17 protein-coding genes and 1 other annotated feature are annotated in these 17,615 nt (G+C 55.0%); of the genes, 13 read left to right on the top strand and 4 right to left on the bottom strand.

All coding sequences use genetic code 11. From position 1 onward, the window contains the following. The first annotated feature begins 3 nt into the window (after positions 1–3). The 3 genes from creB to creD are packed head-to-tail and all read left to right on the top strand — an operon-like array spanning position 4 to position 3,526. A complete protein-coding gene (gene creB / locus BJP35_RS07930; RefSeq protein WP_086463021.1) occupies positions 4–693 on the top strand; it encodes a two-component system response regulator CreB in 690 nt (229 codons plus the stop codon). Continuing rightward, positions 693–2,117 carry a two-component system sensor histidine kinase CreC gene (gene creC, locus BJP35_RS07935; RefSeq protein WP_047356957.1) on the top strand — a complete coding sequence of 475 codons (1,425 nt, stop codon included), beginning with the start codon at positions 693–695 and terminating at the stop codon, positions 2,115–2,117. Before creB ends, creC begins: the two co-directional genes overlap by 1 nt. 56 nt (positions 2,118–2,173) lie before the next feature. Then, complete coding sequence (creD, locus tag BJP35_RS07940; RefSeq protein WP_047743369.1) at positions 2,174–3,526, top strand: cell envelope integrity protein CreD; 1,353 nt, start codon at positions 2,174–2,176, stop codon at positions 3,524–3,526. Positions 3,527–3,569: 43 nt separating this feature from the next. Here creD and arcA read toward each other — a convergent pair whose 3' ends face one another. After that, positions 3,570–4,286, bottom strand: coding sequence for a two-component system response regulator ArcA (arcA, locus tag BJP35_RS07945; RefSeq protein WP_003856501.1), 717 nt, complete (start codon positions 4,284–4,286; stop codon positions 3,570–3,572). 95 nt (positions 4,287–4,381) lie between these two features. Here arcA and yjjY point away from each other — a divergent pair, with 95 nt between their 5' ends. The 7 genes from yjjY to BJP35_RS07980 all read left to right on the top strand — a co-directional run bounded on the left by yjjY (position 4,382) and on the right by BJP35_RS07980 (position 11,163). After that, positions 4,382–4,522, top strand: a complete 141-nt coding sequence (yjjY, locus tag BJP35_RS07950; RefSeq protein ID WP_001541509.1) for a protein YjjY — start codon at positions 4,382–4,384, stop codon at positions 4,520–4,522. 399 nt (positions 4,523–4,921) lie between these two features. Next, on the top strand, positions 4,922–5,608 hold the full coding sequence (locus tag BJP35_RS07955) for a tRNA/rRNA methyltransferase (protein ID WP_047356959.1): 687 nt from the start codon (positions 4,922–4,924) through the stop codon (positions 5,606–5,608). Positions 5,609–5,819: 211 nt separating this feature from the next. Continuing rightward, positions 5,820–5,888 (top strand): thr operon leader peptide, encoded by a 69-nt coding sequence (thrL, locus tag BJP35_RS07960; RefSeq protein ID WP_015572623.1) that lies wholly within the window; start codon positions 5,820–5,822, stop codon positions 5,886–5,888. Continuing rightward, positions 5,827–5,944 (top strand) — a sequence feature (Thr leader region). Its footprint overlaps the gene before it by 62 nt. 24 nt (positions 5,945–5,968) lie before the next feature. Then, positions 5,969–8,431, top strand: a complete 2,463-nt coding sequence (gene thrA, locus BJP35_RS07965) for a bifunctional aspartate kinase/homoserine dehydrogenase I (RefSeq protein ID WP_086463022.1) — start codon at positions 5,969–5,971, stop codon at positions 8,429–8,431. Position 8,432: 1 nt separating this feature from the next. After that, on the top strand, positions 8,433–9,362 hold the full coding sequence (gene thrB, locus BJP35_RS07970; RefSeq protein ID WP_086463023.1) for a homoserine kinase: 930 nt from the start codon (positions 8,433–8,435) through the stop codon (positions 9,360–9,362). Positions 9,363–9,365: 3 nt separating this feature from the next. Continuing rightward, entirely contained in the window at positions 9,366–10,652 is a 1,287-nt protein-coding gene (thrC, locus tag BJP35_RS07975; RefSeq protein ID WP_025205477.1) for a threonine synthase, read from the top strand. Positions 10,653–10,863: 211 nt separating this feature from the next. Continuing rightward, positions 10,864–11,163 (top strand): DUF2502 domain-containing protein, encoded by a 300-nt coding sequence (locus BJP35_RS07980; protein ID WP_020882537.1) that lies wholly within the window; start codon positions 10,864–10,866, stop codon positions 11,161–11,163. A gap of 31 nt (positions 11,164–11,194) precedes the next feature. On the opposite strand, the gene yaaA is transcribed toward BJP35_RS07980, so the two are convergent. Then, a complete protein-coding gene (gene yaaA / locus BJP35_RS07985) occupies positions 11,195–11,968 on the bottom strand; it encodes a peroxide stress protein YaaA (protein ID WP_063156949.1) in 774 nt (257 codons plus the stop codon). A gap of 66 nt (positions 11,969–12,034) precedes the next feature. Beyond that, positions 12,035–13,465 carry a sodium:alanine symporter family protein gene (locus tag BJP35_RS07990; RefSeq protein WP_032681687.1) on the bottom strand — a complete coding sequence of 477 codons (1,431 nt, stop codon included), beginning with the start codon at positions 13,463–13,465 and terminating at the stop codon, positions 12,035–12,037. Positions 13,466–13,727: 262 nt separating this feature from the next. On the opposite strand from BJP35_RS07990, the gene tal reads away from it, so the two are divergent. From tal to BJP35_RS08005, 3 genes are all read left to right on the top strand, one after another. Then, a complete protein-coding gene (gene tal, locus BJP35_RS07995; RefSeq protein WP_014168563.1) occupies positions 13,728–14,681 on the top strand; it encodes a transaldolase in 954 nt (317 codons plus the stop codon). 111 nt (positions 14,682–14,792) lie between these two features. Beyond that, on the top strand, positions 14,793–15,380 hold the full coding sequence (mog, locus tag BJP35_RS08000; RefSeq protein WP_020882540.1) for a molybdopterin adenylyltransferase: 588 nt from the start codon (positions 14,793–14,795) through the stop codon (positions 15,378–15,380). A gap of 122 nt (positions 15,381–15,502) precedes the next feature. Next, positions 15,503–16,825, top strand: a complete 1,323-nt coding sequence (locus tag BJP35_RS08005) for an MFS transporter (RefSeq protein WP_086463024.1) — start codon at positions 15,503–15,505, stop codon at positions 16,823–16,825. Here BJP35_RS08005 and satP read toward each other — a convergent pair. Next, entirely contained in the window at positions 16,802–17,368 is a 567-nt protein-coding gene (gene satP / locus BJP35_RS08010) for an acetate uptake transporter (RefSeq protein ID WP_020882542.1), read from the bottom strand. The genes BJP35_RS08005 and satP overlap by 24 nt on opposite strands. Between the last annotated feature and the right edge of the window lie 247 nt (positions 17,369–17,615).

A 17,615-nucleotide genomic window follows, 5' to 3' on the forward strand; every position in this document is an offset into this window, starting at 1 on the left:
ATCATGCAGCAACCTCTGGTCTGGCTGGTTGAGGACGAAATCAGTATCGCCGACACGCTACTCTACATGCTTCAGCAGGAGGGGTTTGCGGTGAAGGCTTTCGGGCGTGGGTTACCGGTACTGGAAGAGGCGCGGCGGCAGGTTCCCGCGCTGGCGATTCTGGATGTCGGGTTGCCTGACATCAGCGGCTTTGAACTCTGCCGTCAGCTTCTGGCGCAGCATCCGTCACTGCCGATCCTGTTCCTGACGGCGCGAAGTGACGAGGTGGATAAGCTGCTCGGGCTGGAGATGGGCGCGGATGATTATGTCGCTAAACCCTTCTCCCCGCGTGAAGTCTGTGCCCGGGTGAGGACTATTCTACGGGGGTTAAAAAAACCCCCCGCCCCTGCCGAGATCGTTCGTATCGGGCAGTTTGAACTGAACGAACCCGCCGCCAGAATCAGCTGGTATGGGGAGCCTTTACCGCTCACGCGCTACGAGTTCCTGCTGCTCAAAACATTGCTGCAGGCACCGGGCAGGGTCTTTTCTCGCCAGCAGCTTATGGACAAAGTGTGGGGCGAAGACGGCGATAGCTTCGATCGTACCGTGGATACGCATATCAAAACCTTGCGCGCCAAGCTGCGCGCGGTCAATGACGGGCTTTCGCCCATCAGTACCCATCGCGGGATGGGTTACAGTCTGGGGCTTTATTAATGCGTATTGGCATGCGTCTGCTGCTGGGCTATTTCCTGATTGTCGCTATCGCCGCGTGGTTTGTGCTGTCTATCTTCGTGCAGGAGGTCAAGCCCGGCGTGCGCAGAGCCACCGAAGGCACGCTGATTGACACCGCGACCCTGCTGGCGGAAGTGGGGCGAGACGACCTGCTCGCAGGCAATCCGCAGCAGGGCCAGCTGGCTCAGGCCTTTTCACGGCTCCATCAGCGGCCGTTTCGCGCCAACATTGGTGGCATTCATAAAGTCCGCAACGAGTACCACGTCTACATGACCGACGCCACGGGCAAGGTGGTGTTTGATTCGGCGGGCCTGGCGGTAGGAAAAGACTACTCCCGCTGGAATGACGTCTGGCTGACGCTTCGCGGGGAATATGGCGCGCGCAGTACCCAGAGCAACCCTGACGATCCGGAAAGTACGGTGATGTATGTTGCCGCACCGGTGATGGACAGGGGCAACATTATCGGCGTGCTGTCGGTCGGAAAACCTAACAGCGCCATGGCGCCGGTTATTCACCGTAGTGAGCGGCGGATCCTGTGGGCGGGTGGGGCACTGCTCGGCATTGCCCTGCTGATTGGTCTGCTGGTGGCGGGATGGATCAATCGTTCCATTGGCAGATTGTCGCGCTACGCCGATGCGGTGACCACGGACACGCCTCTCCCGCTGCCTAACCCCGGCAGCAGTGAGCTACGAAAGCTGGCGCAGGCGCTGGAAAATATGCGCATTCGCCTCGAGGGTAAGAATTACATCGAGCATTATGTGCATGCGCTTACTCACGAACTCAAAAGCCCGCTGGCGGCAATCCGCGGCGCGGCAGAGATCCTTAATGAGCAGCCGCCGCCGGCGGTGGCCGCGCGGTTTATCGATAATATTCTGGTGCAAAACGCGCGTATGCAGTCGCTGGTGGAAAAACTGCTCTCTCAGGCGCGTCTTGAAAACCGGGTAGAGATAGAGCCGGTGAGCGTGAGTATCAGCACGCTGTTTTCACGGCTTGCGGATTCACGCTCCGCCGTTATCACGGCGAAAAATATCATCCTGACCTGCCAGCCCACTTCGCTGCAGGTGCAGGGCGACCCCGAGCTGCTTGAACAGGCGCTGGGCAATTTGCTGGATAATGCCATCGATTTTACCCCGCAGGGCGGGACGCTTCAGTTGGCTGCCGAGGAGACGCCAACCGAGATCCGGCTTACCGTAAGCGACAGCGGAAGCGGGGTACCGGACTATGCCATGGCGCGTATTTTTGAACGTTTTTACTCGCTCCCCCGCGAGAACGGGTTGAAAAGCAGCGGGCTGGGTCTGGCATTCGTGCAGGAGGTGGCGCGTCTGCATCAGGGGGACATTGCTCTGCATAACCAGCCAGAAGGCGGCGTGAAAGCCACGCTGACACTTCACCGTCACTTCACATAACTTCAAACTGGCCCCACATAGCCCCGGTACGCTCTCCACATCACAAAGGAGACGTAATGATGAAATCCCCCCTGTTCTGGAAAGTAAGCACCCTGCTGGGGTGCATTCTGCTGTTGTTAGTCCCGCTCTTTATGGTCAGTAACCTGATTTCGGAGCGTGAGAGCTACCGTAACGATGTTGAACACTCGCTTCGCCAAAGCACCAGCGGACCGCAAAAGCTGGTAGGACCGCTGATTGCCATTCCTGTCACCGAGGTTTTTTACAAACTTGAGGATGAGAAAAAGGTCGAATACAAAAAAAGCTACCTGCACTTTATCCTGCCGGAATCACTGCTCGTTGAGGGAAATCAGCGCGTGGAGTCCAGAAGCATCGGTATTTATGACGGGCAAATCTGGAACACCGATCTCAAAATAAAAGCGCAGTTTTCGACGGAGAAAATGGCGCAGCTGAAGGGCGAAACCATGACGCTGGGGCAGCCATTCCTGGTGATTGGCGTGGGTGATGCCCGGGGCATTGGTACGGTGAAGGTCGCAAAAATCAACGGTGAGGCGCTCAGCGTAGAACCGGGAACCGGCGTGTATGGCACACTTGCCGGTATTCATATTCCGCTGAGTGATAAAGCCCTTGAGCCGAAAACGCTCGCCCTTGATATGTCGTTTAACCTGGCGGGGACGGGCAGTTTTGCGGTGGTGCCTGTCGGGCGTAACAGCGAAATGACGCTGAGCAGTAACTGGCCGCACCCGGGATTTATGGGATACTATCTGCCTGTTAAACATCAGATTAGCGAGTCTGGTTTCCAGGCAAACTGGCAGAGCAGCTGGTTTGCTAACAACATGCAAAGCTGGTTCGCCGAGGGCGAGTCACCGGAGTGGAGTTCTATCCCGGCCTTTAGCGTGACGGTTGCCACGCCAGCGGATCAGTACCAGCTGACAGACCGCGCGATCAAGTACGCTATTCTACTGATTGCCCTGACGTTTATGGCCTTCTTCGTGTTCGAAACTCTCACCGGATTGCGTCTGCACCCAATGCAGTATCTGCTGGTGGGGTTGTCGCTGGTCCTCTTCTATCTCGTCTTACTTGCCCTGTCTGAGCATGTCGGGTTTACGCCGGCCTGGATTATTGCAAGCCTTGTCGGCGCGATAATGAATGGTATGTACCTGCAGGCGGTACTGAAAAGCTGGAGGCGAAGCGGGGTGTTTGTTCTGGCGCTGCTGGGGCTGGATGTCGTGATGTGGTTCCTGCTGCGTTCTGAGGACAGCGCGTTGCTGCTGGGAGCTGCCGTACTGGCGATGGCACTGTTTGCGGTCATGTACCTGACGCGTCACCTTGACTGGTATTCACTCTCTCAGCCGAAGCGTCCCGTCCCCCCCGTTGAACCTGATGCGGATACGATGCGAGTCTGGAAATAAAAAACGGCGCGAAAGCGCCGTTTTTTTTACTTCAGTTGCCGGATTACTCCTGCAGGTCGCCGCAGAAACGATAACCTTCACCGTGAATAGTGGCGATAATTTCCGGCGTATCAGGCGTAGATTCGAAATGTTTACGGATACGACGGATGGTCACGTCTACGGTACGGTCGTGCGGCTTCAGCTCACGGCCGGTCATTTTCTTCAGCAGTTCTGCACGGGACTGAATTTTGCCCGGATTTTCACAGAAGTGCAGCATCGCGCGGAATTCACTGCGCGGCAGTTTATACTGCTCACCGTTCGGGCTAATCAGTGAACGGCTATTGATATCAAGTTCCCAGCCGTTGAACTTGTAGCTGTCTACGCTACGACGCTCTTCGCTGACCGTGCCCAGGTTCATGGTGCGGGACAGCAGGTTGCGTGCACGAATGGTTAACTCGCGTGGATTAAACGGTTTAGTGATGTAGTCATCCGCACCGATTTCCAGGCCAAGGATTTTATCAACTTCGTTATCACGGCCTGTCAGGAACATTAACGCGACGTTCGCCTGTTCACGCAGTTCGCGCGCCAGAAGAAGGCCGTTTTTGCCCGGCAGGTTGATATCCATGATCACCAGGTTGATATCATTTTCAGAAAGGATCTGATGCATCTCTGCGCCATCGGTCGCTTCAAAGACATCGTAGCCTTCTGCTTCGAAAATGCTCTTTAACGTGTTGCGTGTTACCAACTCGTCTTCAACGATAAGAATGTGCGGGGTCTGCATGTTTGCTACCTAAATTGCCAACTAAATCGAAACAGGAAGTACAAAAGTCCCTGACCTGCCTGATGCATGTCGCAAATTAACATGACCGGCCTAACGTGACTAAAGTACGTAATTGCGTTCTTGATGCACTTTCCATCAACGTCAACAACATCATTAGCTTGGTCGTGGGTACTTTCCCTTTGGACCCGACAGTGTCAAAAACGGCTGTCATCCTAACCATTTTAACAGCAACATAACAGGCTAAGTGACACCAGACACCCAATAAAACTACGCTTCGTTGACATATATCAAGTTCAATTGTAGCACGTTAACAGTTTGATGAAATCATCGTAGCCGAATGCTAGCCTTTGTCACAATTTTTCAATAAACCAACTAGTTGCGTACCTTGATTTATAAACGATACGAATCCAATCAGAAAAGAGTATTCATGAGGTCATTACCATTATAAAACATAAGGATAATAGCCTTCTGTTAACATTCTAACTGATTGTTCAGCCACAAAATAGTTTAGCGTTTTTAATTTGTTCTGAAACGCTATTTCGGTGATTTGTGTTGCATTTTTGTAAATTCGCGCCGCGTAATATGTTGAAGTGCATCACATTTTTACCCGCTAACTGATTAAAAAGAGAGCATAAATGCATCTGTCGATTGTACTGGTCGCCCCAGCCAGAGCCGAAAATATAGGCGCTGCGGCGCGTGCCATGAAGACCATGGGGTTTACCGATCTTCGCATCGTGGACAGCCAGGCGCACCTCGAGCCCGCGGCCCGTTGGGTGGCGCACGGTTCAGGGGATATTCTCGATAATATAACCACTTACGACACGCTCGCCGCTGCGCTGCACGACATTTCTTTTACCGTGGCGACCACGGCACGCAGCCGGGCAAAGTTCCACTATTACGCCACGCCGGCGGAACTGGTGCCGATGTTAACGGAGAAAAGCCAGTGGCTGACGAAGGCCGCGCTGGTCTTTGGGCGGGAAGATTCCGGTCTGACGAACGAGGAGCTGGCGTTGGCGGACGTCCTGACCGGTGCGCCGATGGTGGCGGATTATCCGTCGCTGAATTTAGGCCAGGCGGTAATGGTGTATTGCTATCAATTAGCCTCCCTAATACAAATTCCTCAACTCCAGGCTGAAGGGGCAGATGAAAACCAGCTGGCCGCGCTGCGCGCTCGCGTTGACCATCTGTTATTACAACTCGGTGTAGCGGAAGATCAAAAAATGGCGGACTGGTTGCATCAGCGACTTGGGCGTCTTGAGCAGCGAGACACGGCAATGTTGCACCGTTTGCTGCATGATATTGAAAAAAAATTGGCCGAGTAAAATGCTGTCATAAGTTTTTACTATGGCGTATCCGTCTGTCTGGGTGGGGTGCGTCTGGGGGAATCGGATGAAAATAAATCTGCAAGCAGCGGGACGTGAGAGCGTCCCGAATTGTGATCAAATTAAAAATTCATTGACTTAAGGTGCCCAATCCTTTAACCCTAAAAGAATACAGCACAGACAGATAATAATGACAGAGTACACAACATCCATGAAACGCATCAGCATCACCACCATTACAACAACCATCATCATTACCACAGGAAATGATGCGGGCTGACGCGTACAGGAAAAACAGAAAAAAGCCCGCACCCAAACAGTGCGGGCTTTTTTTTCGGCTAAAGGAAACGAGGTAGAACCATGCGAGTGTTGAAGTTCGGCGGTACATCAGTGGCAAATGCAGAACGTTTTCTGCGTGTTGCCGATATCCTGGAGAGCAACGCCAGGCAGGGGCAGGTCGCGACCGTGCTCTCTGCCCCGGCAAAAATCACCAACCACCTGGTGGCGATGATTGAAAAGACCATCGGTGGCCAGGATGCACTCCCGAACTTGAGCGACGCCGAGCGTATCTTCGCTGAGCTGCTGCAGGGACTGGCGGAGGCGCAGCCGGGTTTCCCGCTCGCACAGCTGAAATCCTTTGTTGAGCAAGAGTTCGCCCAAATCAAACACGTGCTGCACGGTATCAGCCTTTTAGGTCAGTGCCCGGACAGCATCAACGCGGCGTTAATCTGCCGTGGTGAAAAATTGTCGATTGCCATCATGGCGGGCCTGCTGGAAGCGCGTGGCCACAATGTGTCGGTTATCGATCCCGTTGAAAAACTGCTGGCAGTGGGCCACTACCTCGAATCTACCGTTGATATAGCCGAATCAACCCGTCGTATTGCCGCGAGCAAAATTCCGTCTGACCATATGATCCTGATGGCGGGTTTCACCGCCGGAAACGAGAAGGGTGAACTTGTCGTACTGGGCCGTAACGGCTCCGACTACTCTGCTGCCGTGCTGGCAGCCTGTTTACGCGCCGACTGTTGTGAGATCTGGACTGACGTCGACGGTGTATACACCTGCGATCCGCGCCAGGTGCCGGACGCCAGGCTGCTGAAGTCGATGTCATACCAGGAAGCGATGGAGCTTTCCTACTTCGGCGCTAAAGTTCTTCACCCTCGCACCATCTCTCCCATTGCCCAGTTCCAGATCCCTTGCCTGATTAAAAACACCGGTAACCCGCAAGCGCCGGGCACGCTGATTGGCGCCAGTACCGATGAAGACGGCCTGCCGGTGAAAGGCATTTCTAACCTGAACAATATGGCCATGTTCAGCGTTTCCGGCCCGGGAATGAAAGGCATGATCGGTATGGCGGCCCGCGTTTTCGCGGCCATGTCCCGCAACGGTATCTCGGTTGTGCTGATCACTCAGTCCTCTTCTGAATACAGCATCAGCTTCTGCGTACCGCAGGGGGATTGTCTGCGCGCCCGTCGTGCGCTGGAAGAAGAGTTTTACCTTGAGCTGAAAGAAGAGCTGCTGGAGCCGCTTTCTATCCAGGAACGCCTGGCGGTTATCTCGGTGGTGGGCGACGGTATGCGTACGCTGCGCGGTATCTCGGCCAAATTCTTTGCCGCGCTGGCCAGGGCCAACATCAACATTGTGGCCATTGCCCAGGGGTCATCTGAGCGTTCAATCTCGGTGGTCGTTGACAACGACGATGCGACAACCGGCGTTCGCGTGGTTCATCAGATGCTGTTCAACACCGATCAGGTGATCGAGCTGTTCCTGATTGGCGTGGGCGGTGTGGGTGGCGCGCTGCTGGAGCAGGTGAAGCGTCAGCAGGAGTGGTTGAAGAAAAAGCACATTGATCTGCGCGTGTGCGGTATCGCGAACTCAAAAGCGCTGCTGACCAACGTTCATGGCCTGAACCTGGAAAACTGGCAGGCTGAGCTGAATGATGCCAAAGAGCCCTTTAATCTGGGCCGGTTAATCCGTCTGGTGAAAGAGTATCACCTGCTTAACCCGGTCATTGTCGATTGTACCTCGAACCAGGCGGTGGCCGATCAGTACGCCGATTTCCTGCGCGAAGGTTTCCACGTGGTGACGCCAAACAAAAAGGCCAACACCTCGTCGATGGATTACTATCACCAGCTGCGTCTGGCGGCGAGCAAGTCACGGCGTAAGTTCCTCTACGACACCAACGTGGGCGCGGGCCTGCCGGTGATCGAGAACCTGCAAAACCTGCTGAACGCGGGGGATGAACTGCAGCGTTTCTCCGGCATTCTTTCCGGCTCGCTGTCGTTTATCTTCGGCAAGCTGGATGAGGGCATGAGCCTGTCGGAAGCGACCCGTGCCGCGCGTGAACTGGGGTACACCGAGCCGGATCCGCGAGACGATCTCTCCGGTATGGATGTGGCGCGTAAGTTGCTCATACTGGTGCGTGAAACGGGCCGTGAGCTGGAGCTTTCCGATATCGTGATTGAGCCTGTTCTGCCTGCCGGGTTTGACGACAGCGGTGACGTGAACACCTTTATGGCCAATTTAGCGCAGCTAGACGACGCCTTTGCCGCACGCGTTGCGAAAGCCCGTGATGAAGGTAAGGTATTGCGCTATGTTGGCAATATTGAAGACGATGGTATGTGCCGCGTGAAGATTGCTGAAGTGGATGGCAACGACCCGCTGTTCAAAGTAAAAAACGGCGAAAACGCCCTCGCGTTTTACAGCCACTATTATCAGCCACTGCCGCTGGTGCTTCGCGGCTATGGCGCAGGGAATGATGTTACCGCGGCGGGTGTATTTGCCGATTTGCTGCGTACCCTGTCATGGAAGTTAGGAGTTTAACATGGTGAAAGTTTATGCCCCGGCTTCCAGCGCCAATATGAGCGTCGGATTTGATGTGCTGGGTGCGGCGGTGACGCCGGTGGATGGTTCGCTGCTGGGCGATACGGTAACGGTTGAAGCGGCAGAGAGCTTTAGCCTGAATAACGTGGGCCGCTTCGCCAGCAAACTGCCGACAGACCCGCGCGAGAATATCGTTTATCAGTGCTGGGAGCGGTTCTGTCAGGAGATTGGCAAAAATGTGCCGGTCGCCATGACGCTGGAAAAAAGTATGCCGATTGGCTCTGGCCTGGGTTCCAGCGCTTGCTCCGTGGTCGCCGGACTGGTGGCCATGAATGAGCACTGCGGCAAGCCACTGAATAATAACCGTCTGCTCGGGTTAATGGGCGAGCTGGAAGGGCGCATCTCCGGCAGCATTCATTATGACAACGTCGCCCCCTGCTTCCTCGGCGGTATGCAGCTGATGATTGAAGAAAATGGCATCATCAGCCAGCAGGTGCCAGGGTTTGATGAGTGGCTGTGGGTGCTGGCCTATCCCGGCATTAAGGTATCCACCGCTGAAGCGCGTGCGATCCTGCCTGCGCAGTATCGTCGTCAGGACTGTATCGCTCACGGACGTCATCTGGCCGGCTTTATTCACGCCTGCTACACCCGTCAGCCGCAGCTGGCAGCAAAATTAATGAAAGACGTTATCGCCGAGCCGTACCGCACTAAGCTGTTGCCTGGCTTTAACGAGGCGCGACAGGCGTCAATGGATACCGGCGCCCTGGCGTGCGGTATCTCCGGCTCCGGCCCGACGCTGTTCGCCCTGTGCGATAAGCCAGACACGGCGAAGCGCGTGGCGGACTGGCTCTCTAAACACTACCTGCAAAATCAGGAAGGCTTTGTTCATATTTGCCGTCTGGACACGGCTGGCGCACGAGTACTGGGATAACGAATGAAACTCTACAACCTTAAAGATCATAACGAGCAGGTCAGCTTCGCGCAGGCAGTGACTCAGGGACTGGGCAAAAATCAGGGGCTGTTCTTCCCCCATGACCTGCCGGAATTTCAGCTGACCGACATTGATGAACTGCTGAAGCAGGACTTTGTCACCCGCAGCACTAAAATTCTTTCTGCCTTTATCGGCGATGAAATCCCGCAGGAGCTGCTGGAAGAGCGCGTGCGTGCAGCGTTCGCTTTCCCGGCACCGGTTAAGCAGGTTGAGCCGGATGTCGGCTGCCTTGAGCTGTTCCATGGTCCAACCCTGGCGTTTAAAGACTTCGGTGGCCGCTTTATGGCACAGATGCTGACCCACATCAGCGGCGACAAACCGGTAACGATTCTGACGGCGACCTCCGGCGATACCGGTGCGGCCGTTGCCCATGCGTTCTATGGTCTGAAGAACGTTCGCGTGGTGATCCTCTACCCGAAAGGCAAAATCAGTCCGCTGCAGGAAAAACTGTTCTGTACGCTCGGGGGCAACATTGAAACCGTGGCGATTGACGGCGATTTCGATGCCTGTCAGGCGCTGGTTAAGCAGGCCTTCGATGATGAAGAGCTGAAAGTGGCGCTGGGTCTGAACTCGGCGAACTCCATTAACATCAGCCGTCTGCTGGCGCAGATCTGCTACTACTTCGAAGCGGTTGCACAGTTGCCACAGGAGGCGCGCAATCAGCTGGTCGTTTCTGTACCAAGCGGCAACTTTGGTGACCTGACGGCGGGCCTGCTGGCGAAATCGCTCGGTCTGCCGGTAAAACGCTTTATCGCCGCCACCAACGCCAACGACACCGTGCCGCGCTTCCTGAAAGACGGTAAATGGGCGCCGAACGCCACGCAGGCGACGCTTTCGAATGCGATGGACGTAAGCCAGCCGAACAACTGGCCGCGTGTGGAAGAGCTGTTCCGCCGTAAGGTCTGGCGTCTGGGCGATCTGGGTTACGCCGCGGTGACGGATGAGACCACCAAAGCCACCATGCGTGAGCTGAAAGCGGTGGGGTACACCTCTGAACCGCATGCGGCGATCGCTTACCGTGCGCTGCGCGATCAGCTGAATCCGGGGGAGTATGGCCTGTTCCTGGGAACGGCTCATCCGGCGAAGTTCAAAGAGAGCGTGGAAGTTATTCTGGGTGAAACGCTGCCGCTGCCAAAAGAGCTGGCCGAGCGTGCGGACCTGCCGCTGCTTTCGCATGAACTGCCCGCGGATTTCGCCGCGCTGCGTAAGTTGATGATGACGCGCGGATAACGGTTCTGTCCTCCTATGCAGGCCGGGTAAGGTGAAACTTACCCGGCTTTTTTTATGGAGAAATTAAGGAGAAAAATAGCAGTAAAAAAGCAGAAATTCCCAATAAATGCGGTCACTTAGCGATTAGGATTGCAGAGAATAACATCCCCCGTCCTCCTCACGTATTCTCCTTACATCGGCCCACATCGGGTAAATGAATAAGGAGTCACCTATGTCTAAACTGAAACCTGCTCTGCTGGTGCTTTCAATGATGCTGGTCGCTCCGATGGCGGTTCAGGCCTCTGAAATCACCCTCGTCCCTGCGGTAAAACTGCAGATTGGCGATCAGGATAATCGTGGTCACTACTGGGATGGTGGCCGCTGGCGCGACCATGACTGGTGGAAGGCTCACTATGACTGGCGCGATAATCACTGGCGCCCACATGACGAGCATCACGATCGTCATCATGATGACCACCATCACGATCGTCACGACGACCCGCGTCCTGGCCCGGACTGGAAACACCATTAATGCAAAACCCCGCCATCTGGCGGGGTTTGTTTTACTGCTCGTGGCGCTTAAACACCAGTTCGCCTTTTCCTGACGCTTCTTCATCGAAGAAGTAGCCTTCGCTGTTGAAGCCGGTCAGTTGCTCCGGCTTCGTCAGGCGGTTCTGAATGATGTAGCGGCTCATCAGCCCACGCGCTTTTTTGGCGTAGAAGCTGATGACCTTGAACTTGCCGTTTTTCTCATCGAGGAAAACGGGCTTGATAATTTCCGCATCCAGCTTTTTGGGCTTCACCGATTTGTAGTATTCATCGGAGGCCAGATTGATCACCACATTATCGCCCTGAGCATGCAGCGCAGCGTTCAGTTTGTCGGTGATGATATCACCCCAGAAATGGTACAGATCTTTGCCTTTAGGGTTTTCCAGGCGGATACCCATCTCCAGACGATATGGCTGCATCAGGTCCAACGGGCGCAGCACGCCGTACAGACCTGACAACATGCGCAGATGCTGCTGGGCGAAGTCGAAATCGGCTTCGCTAAAATCTTCCGCCTGCAGGCCGGTATACACATCACCTTTAAACGCCAGAAGCGCCTGGCGGGCGTTGTTCGGCGTGAAGTCCGGGTGCCACTCGTGGAAACGGGTCGCGTTAAGATCCGCCAGTTTGTCGCTGATGCTCATCAGCGAGGCAATTTGTGGCGCAGAGAGCTTACGCGCGACGTGAATCAGCTGTTGCGAATAGTCCAGCAGTTCAGGCTGGGTATAGCGCTCGGTGGCGAGCGGGCTCTGGTAATCGAGCGTTTTAGCAGGTGAAATCAGAATCAGCATATCCAGTCCTTGCAGGAAATTTAGAGCGACTTTAGCAAAAAATCGCCCTCAATTGATCGATAGCTGTTATTGCCGTGGCAAATCATCCCAGGTGCCAGGCGCAATTTGCGCCTGGATGTCGGGATAACGCGAGGCATCAAAGACCGGCGGTACGCCCAGTTTGCGCTGACGAAGATAGTCCCGTGCGATAAGCGTAACCACGGGTGAGAGCAGCAGGATCGCCGTCAGGTTAGTGATGGCCATGAGCGCCATAAAGACATCCGCCAGTTGCCAGACCAGTGGCATGCTGAGCAGCGAACCTGCTAACACCATCAGTATCACCCCGAGGCGCAGCAGCGTGATCATACGGCGGGAGTCCACTTTCAGGAAAATAAGGTTATTTTCGGCGTAGAGGTAATTCACAACAATCGAGCTGAAGGCGAATAACAGCAGGATGAGCGAGACAAACCCGGCTCCCCAGCCGCCCGTCAGATTCACCAGTGCCTGCTGAAGCAGTTGTATGCCGGCTGTTTCCGATGAGTGAGGTACCGGGCCAGCCAGCAGCAGGATCATGGCGCTGGCGGAACAGATAATAATGGTGTCCGTAAAAACGCCAATCATCTGAACAATGCCTTGTGCCGCCGGGTGGGGCGGCCAGGACGCGGCGGCGGCGGCGGCATTGGGGGTTGACCCCATACCGGCTTCATTGGAGAACATTCCGCGCTGAAAGCCCGACATCAGCGCCTGGCTGAAGGTATAGCCCAGTGCGCCCGATGCCGCCTCGCGCCAGCCAAATGCGCTTTTGAAGATGGTTGCAATCACTTCCGGCACCTGCTCGATATGCCGTGCGGCGACGAACAGGCTGGCGGCAACCCACAGCAGCGCCATGACAGGCACCAGCCACTGCATCAGGCGGGCGACACCTTTTAGGCCGGTCGAAATGGTCAGCAGGATACAGAGGGCTAAAACAAGTCCGGTGATCCACTCCGGACACGCAAAGGCATAGCGCAAGGCATGGGCGACAGAATTCGCCTGAACGGTATTGAAAATCAGACCGTAGGCGAGCAGTAAAAACAGCGAAAACAGCACGCCCATCCAGCGCATTCCTAAGCCACGCGCCATGTACCAGGCCGGGCCGCCGCGAAACTGTCCGTTTTTATCTTTTTCTTTGTAGAGTTGGGCGAGGGCGCTTTCGGCAAAGGAGGTGGCCATCCCGATAAGCGCCGTGACCCACATCCAGAAAACGGCGCCCGGGCCACCAGCGCTGATGGCCAGTGCCACCCCCGCCATATTACCGCTGCCGAGGCGTGCGGCAATGCTGGTGCAGAGGGCCTGGAAAGAGGTTAATCCGCCCGGCTGGGGCGTGACGCTGTTTTTCAGACTTCTGCCAAATTTGCGAATATAACGAAACTGGATAAACCCGCTGCGTAGCGTAAACCAAATACCTGCACCCAGCAGCAGGTATATCATTATCGAACCCCAAAGGACTTCATTAATAAAGAAAAGGAAATCAGGCATTAACGTCCCTCTTGTTGATGCCAAAATGAATATGTAAGCGCTACCACTGATTGGACATGCTGTTACTTAGCAGCCTGTTAATATTCTGAGTTTATCATACTCTGTCTAAGCGCACTGTCTGCGGTTGCGCTACCCCTCCGTCGTGTTATCATCAGGGCAGACCGGTTACATCCCCCTAACAAGTAAACCTGTCATTTTTCCGCTGCAGGCATGCTGTCGGTAGCGTGAATTATCCAGGGCACGTTAAAAGAGAAACACTATCATGACGGATAAATTGACCTCCCTTCGTCAGTTCACCACTGTCGTAGCTGACACCGGAGATATCGCGGCAATGAAGCTGTACCAGCCGCAGGATGCCACCACCAACCCTTCTCTGATCCTTAACGCCGCACAGATCCCTGAGTATCGCAAACTGATTGACGACGCAGTGACCTGGGCGAAAGCACAGAGCAACGACCGTGCGCAGCAGGTTGTTGATGCCACTGATAAACTGGCCGTGAACATTGGTCTGGAAATTCTGAAACTGGTTCCTGGCCGCATCTCTACCGAAGTTGACGCACGTCTCTCCTACGACACCGAAGCGTCTATCGCCAAAGCAAAACGTCTGATCAAAATGTACAACGATGCCGGCATCAGCAATGACCGCATCCTGATCAAACTGGCGTCAACCTGGCAGGGTATTCGTGCAGCTGAACAGCTGGAAAAAGACGGTATCAACTGTAACCTGACGCTGCTGTTCTCCTTCGCACAGGCGCGTGCATGTGCGGAAGCCGGCGTATACCTGATTTCTCCATTCGTTGGCCGTATTCTGGACTGGTACAAAGCCAACACGGATAAGAAAGAGTACGCGGCATCTGAAGATCCAGGCGTCGTTTCCGTGACCGAAATCTACGAATACTACAAACAGCACGGTTATGAGACTGTGGTGATGGGCGCAAGCTTCCGTAACGTAGGTGAAATCATCGAACTGGCTGGCTGTGACCGCCTGACCATCGCCCCGGCACTGCTGAAAGAGCTGGCTGAAAGCGAAGGTGCTATCGAGCGTAAACTGTCCTACACCGGTGAAGTGAAAGCGCGTCCGGAGCGCATCACTGAATCTGAGTTCCTGTGGCAGCATAACCAGGATCCAATGGCTGTAGATAAACTGGCGGACGGTATCCGTAAGTTTGCTATCGACCAGGAAAAACTGGAAAAAATGATCGGCGACCTGCTGTAATCATTCTGCGTGACCGGGTCCCCGGTCACGCTACTTCTTTCGTACTCTGTCTGAATTTCCCCTCTGCGTGTATCATTCCCTTTAATCAGTACTTTTTTGAATGGAATGGATATGAATACCTTACGCATCGGCTTAGTGTCGATTTCTGACCGCGCCTCCAGCGGTGTTTATCAGGATAAAGGCATCCCCGCGCTGGAAGAATGGCTGGGCAGTGCGTTGACAACCCCCTTTGAGATCCAGACCCGCCTGATCCCTGACGAGCAGCCAATTATCGAACAGACACTCTGTGAGCTGGTGGATGAGATGAGCTGCCACCTGGTATTGACCACGGGAGGCACCGGACCTGCGCGCCGGGACGTCACTCCGGATGCCACGCTGGCGGTTGCCGATCGTGAGATGCCTGGCTTCGGTGAGCAGATGCGCCAGATCAGTCTACACTTTGTCCCGACGGCGATCCTCTCCCGTCAGGTCGGGGTGATCCGCAAGCAGGCATTGATTCTGAATTTGCCGGGCCAGCCGAAGTCCATCAAAGAGACGCTTGAAGGACTGAAAGCGGAAGATGGCAGCGTGATCGTGCACGGGATTTTTGCAAGTGTACCGTATTGTATACAGTTACTTGACGGTCCGTATGTAGAAACCGATGAGAAAGTGGTAGCAGCTTTTCGTCCGAAAAACGCCCGTCGCGAGACAATCTCCTGAAATTAATCAATATGTGACATTAGCTGAAGCGACGGTGGCGTGGTAAGGGTTTTACGGTATAGTAATTTTTTCTTTACGTTTGCTGTAAAAATAAATCCACAACACAAGCCAAATGGTTCGCTATGTCACATAACACCCGACCTCTGAATCGACAGGACTATAAAACCCTCACGCTCGCGGCCTTAGGCGGTGCGCTGGAGTTTTACGACTTTATCATCTTCGTCTTCTTCGCCGCCGTGGTGGGGGAGCTTTTCTTCCCGGCAGATATCCCGGAGTGGTTGCGCCAGGTGCAAACCTTCGGCATTTTTGCCGCCGGGTATCTGGCGCGACCGCTGGGTGGCATTGTGATGGCCCACTTTGGTGACCTGGTCGGGCGTAAGAAGATGTTCACGCTCAGCATTTTACTGATGGCCGTGCCGACGCTGGCCATTGGCCTGCTGCCCACTTACGCCTCATTGGGCATTGTTGCTCCGCTGCTGCTGTTGCTGATGCGCATTCTTCAGGGGGCGGCAATTGGCGGCGAAGTGCCGGGGGCCTGGGTGTTCGTGGCGGAGCATGTGCCGGCGCACCGCATCGGCATCGCCTGTGGGACCTTAACGGCGGGGGTGACTGTCGGTATCCTCCTCGGTTCAGTGGTGGCCACTATCGTGAATACCAGCATGACGCAACAAGCGGTTCACGACTGGGGATGGCGCGTACCGTTCCTGCTCGGCGGGGCGTTTGGCCTGGTGGCGATGTATCTTCGCCGCTGGCTGCAGGAGACACCCATTTTCCTTGAGATGCAGCAGCGCAAGGCGCTGGCGCAGGAGTTGCCGGTAAAAGCCGTGGTGGTGCGCCACCGAAGCGCGGTTGTGGTGTCGATGCTGCTCACCTGGCTGCTGTCGGCGGGCATCGTGGTCGTTATCTTGATGTCTCCGGTATGGCTGCAAAAGCAGTACGGTTTTGCGCCGGCGGTAACGTTGCAGGCAAACAGTATCGCCACCATTATGCTCTGCTTTGGCTGTCTGGCCGCGGGGCTGGCCGTCGACCGTATCGGTGCCGGCCTGACTTTCATCATCGGCAGTCTGCTGCTGGCTGCGTCGAGCTGGGCGTTTTACCACCTGGCAGGCAGCCATCCTGAACAGCTTTTCCTGCTCTACGGTACGGTCGGGCTGTGCGTGGGGGTTGTCGGTGCTGTGCCGTATGTGATGGTGCGAGCTTTTCCGCCAGAGGTCCGCTTCACCGGGATCTCTTTCTCCTATAACGTCTCTTACGCCATCTTTGGCGGGCTGACGCCGATTGCGGTCACGGTGTTGATGGGAGTATCCCCGATGGCACCTGCCTGGTATGTGCTCGCGTTGTCGGTGATGGGGCTGGTGTTAGGCATTTGGCTTCGGCAGAAACAGGGATGTCGTGCCCGCGAGGCGGACACGACAGATGGATCAGTGTTTTTCACCAATCGGTAGGATGGTGCGGTCAAACTGCTCGTTCAGCACTTCACCCATTGCCAGGTAGATAGCGCTTGCGCCGCACACCAGACCAATCCAGCCGGCAATATGCACGATGCTTTCGTTATCCACGAGGTGGCCGATCGCCAGCAGGGCGAACAGCACGGTCAGGCTCAGGAAAACAAACTGCAGTGCGCGGTTGCCTTTCAGGGTGCCGAAGAACATAAACAGCGTGAAGACGCCCCACAGACCGAGGTAAACGCCCAGGAAATGTGCGTTTGCCGCGTCTGCCAGGCCCATTTTAGGCATCAGCAGGATCGCGACCAGGGTCAGCCAGAAAGAACCATAAGAGGTGAATGCGGTTAAGCCGAAGGTGTTGCCTTTCTTATATTCCAGCAGGCCCGCGAAGATTTGCGCGATACCGCCGTAAAAAATGCCCATCGCCAGGATAATGCCATCCATCGGGAACATCCCGATGTTGTGCAGGTTCAGCAGGATAGTGGTCATGCCAAAACCCATCAGGCCCAGCGGAGCCGGATTAGCCAACTTAGTGTTGCCCATAAGTCCTCAAAAAAATCATCATTAATATGGTGAAATGGTTAAACCCGCGTCAGTTCTCCCTGACGGGGCGCGGCATCATAATGGGCGCAATCAATGCCGTCTATGATCTCATCAGGGTGAAATTAAAAATTTTTTTTACCGTTCCCCCTTGATGGACGCTGGCGCGACCCCATCTTGTAGTCAACCGCAGTGTGTGGACCTGAAAAAAATCAATTGTGGGCAGTTGAAAAAGCACGTTCTGCCCTTA

It is taken from the genome of Enterobacter sp. J49 (assembly GCF_002148625.1).
In the GTDB taxonomy this organism is placed as follows: Bacteria; Pseudomonadota; Gammaproteobacteria; order Enterobacterales; family Enterobacteriaceae; genus Enterobacter; species Enterobacter ludwigii.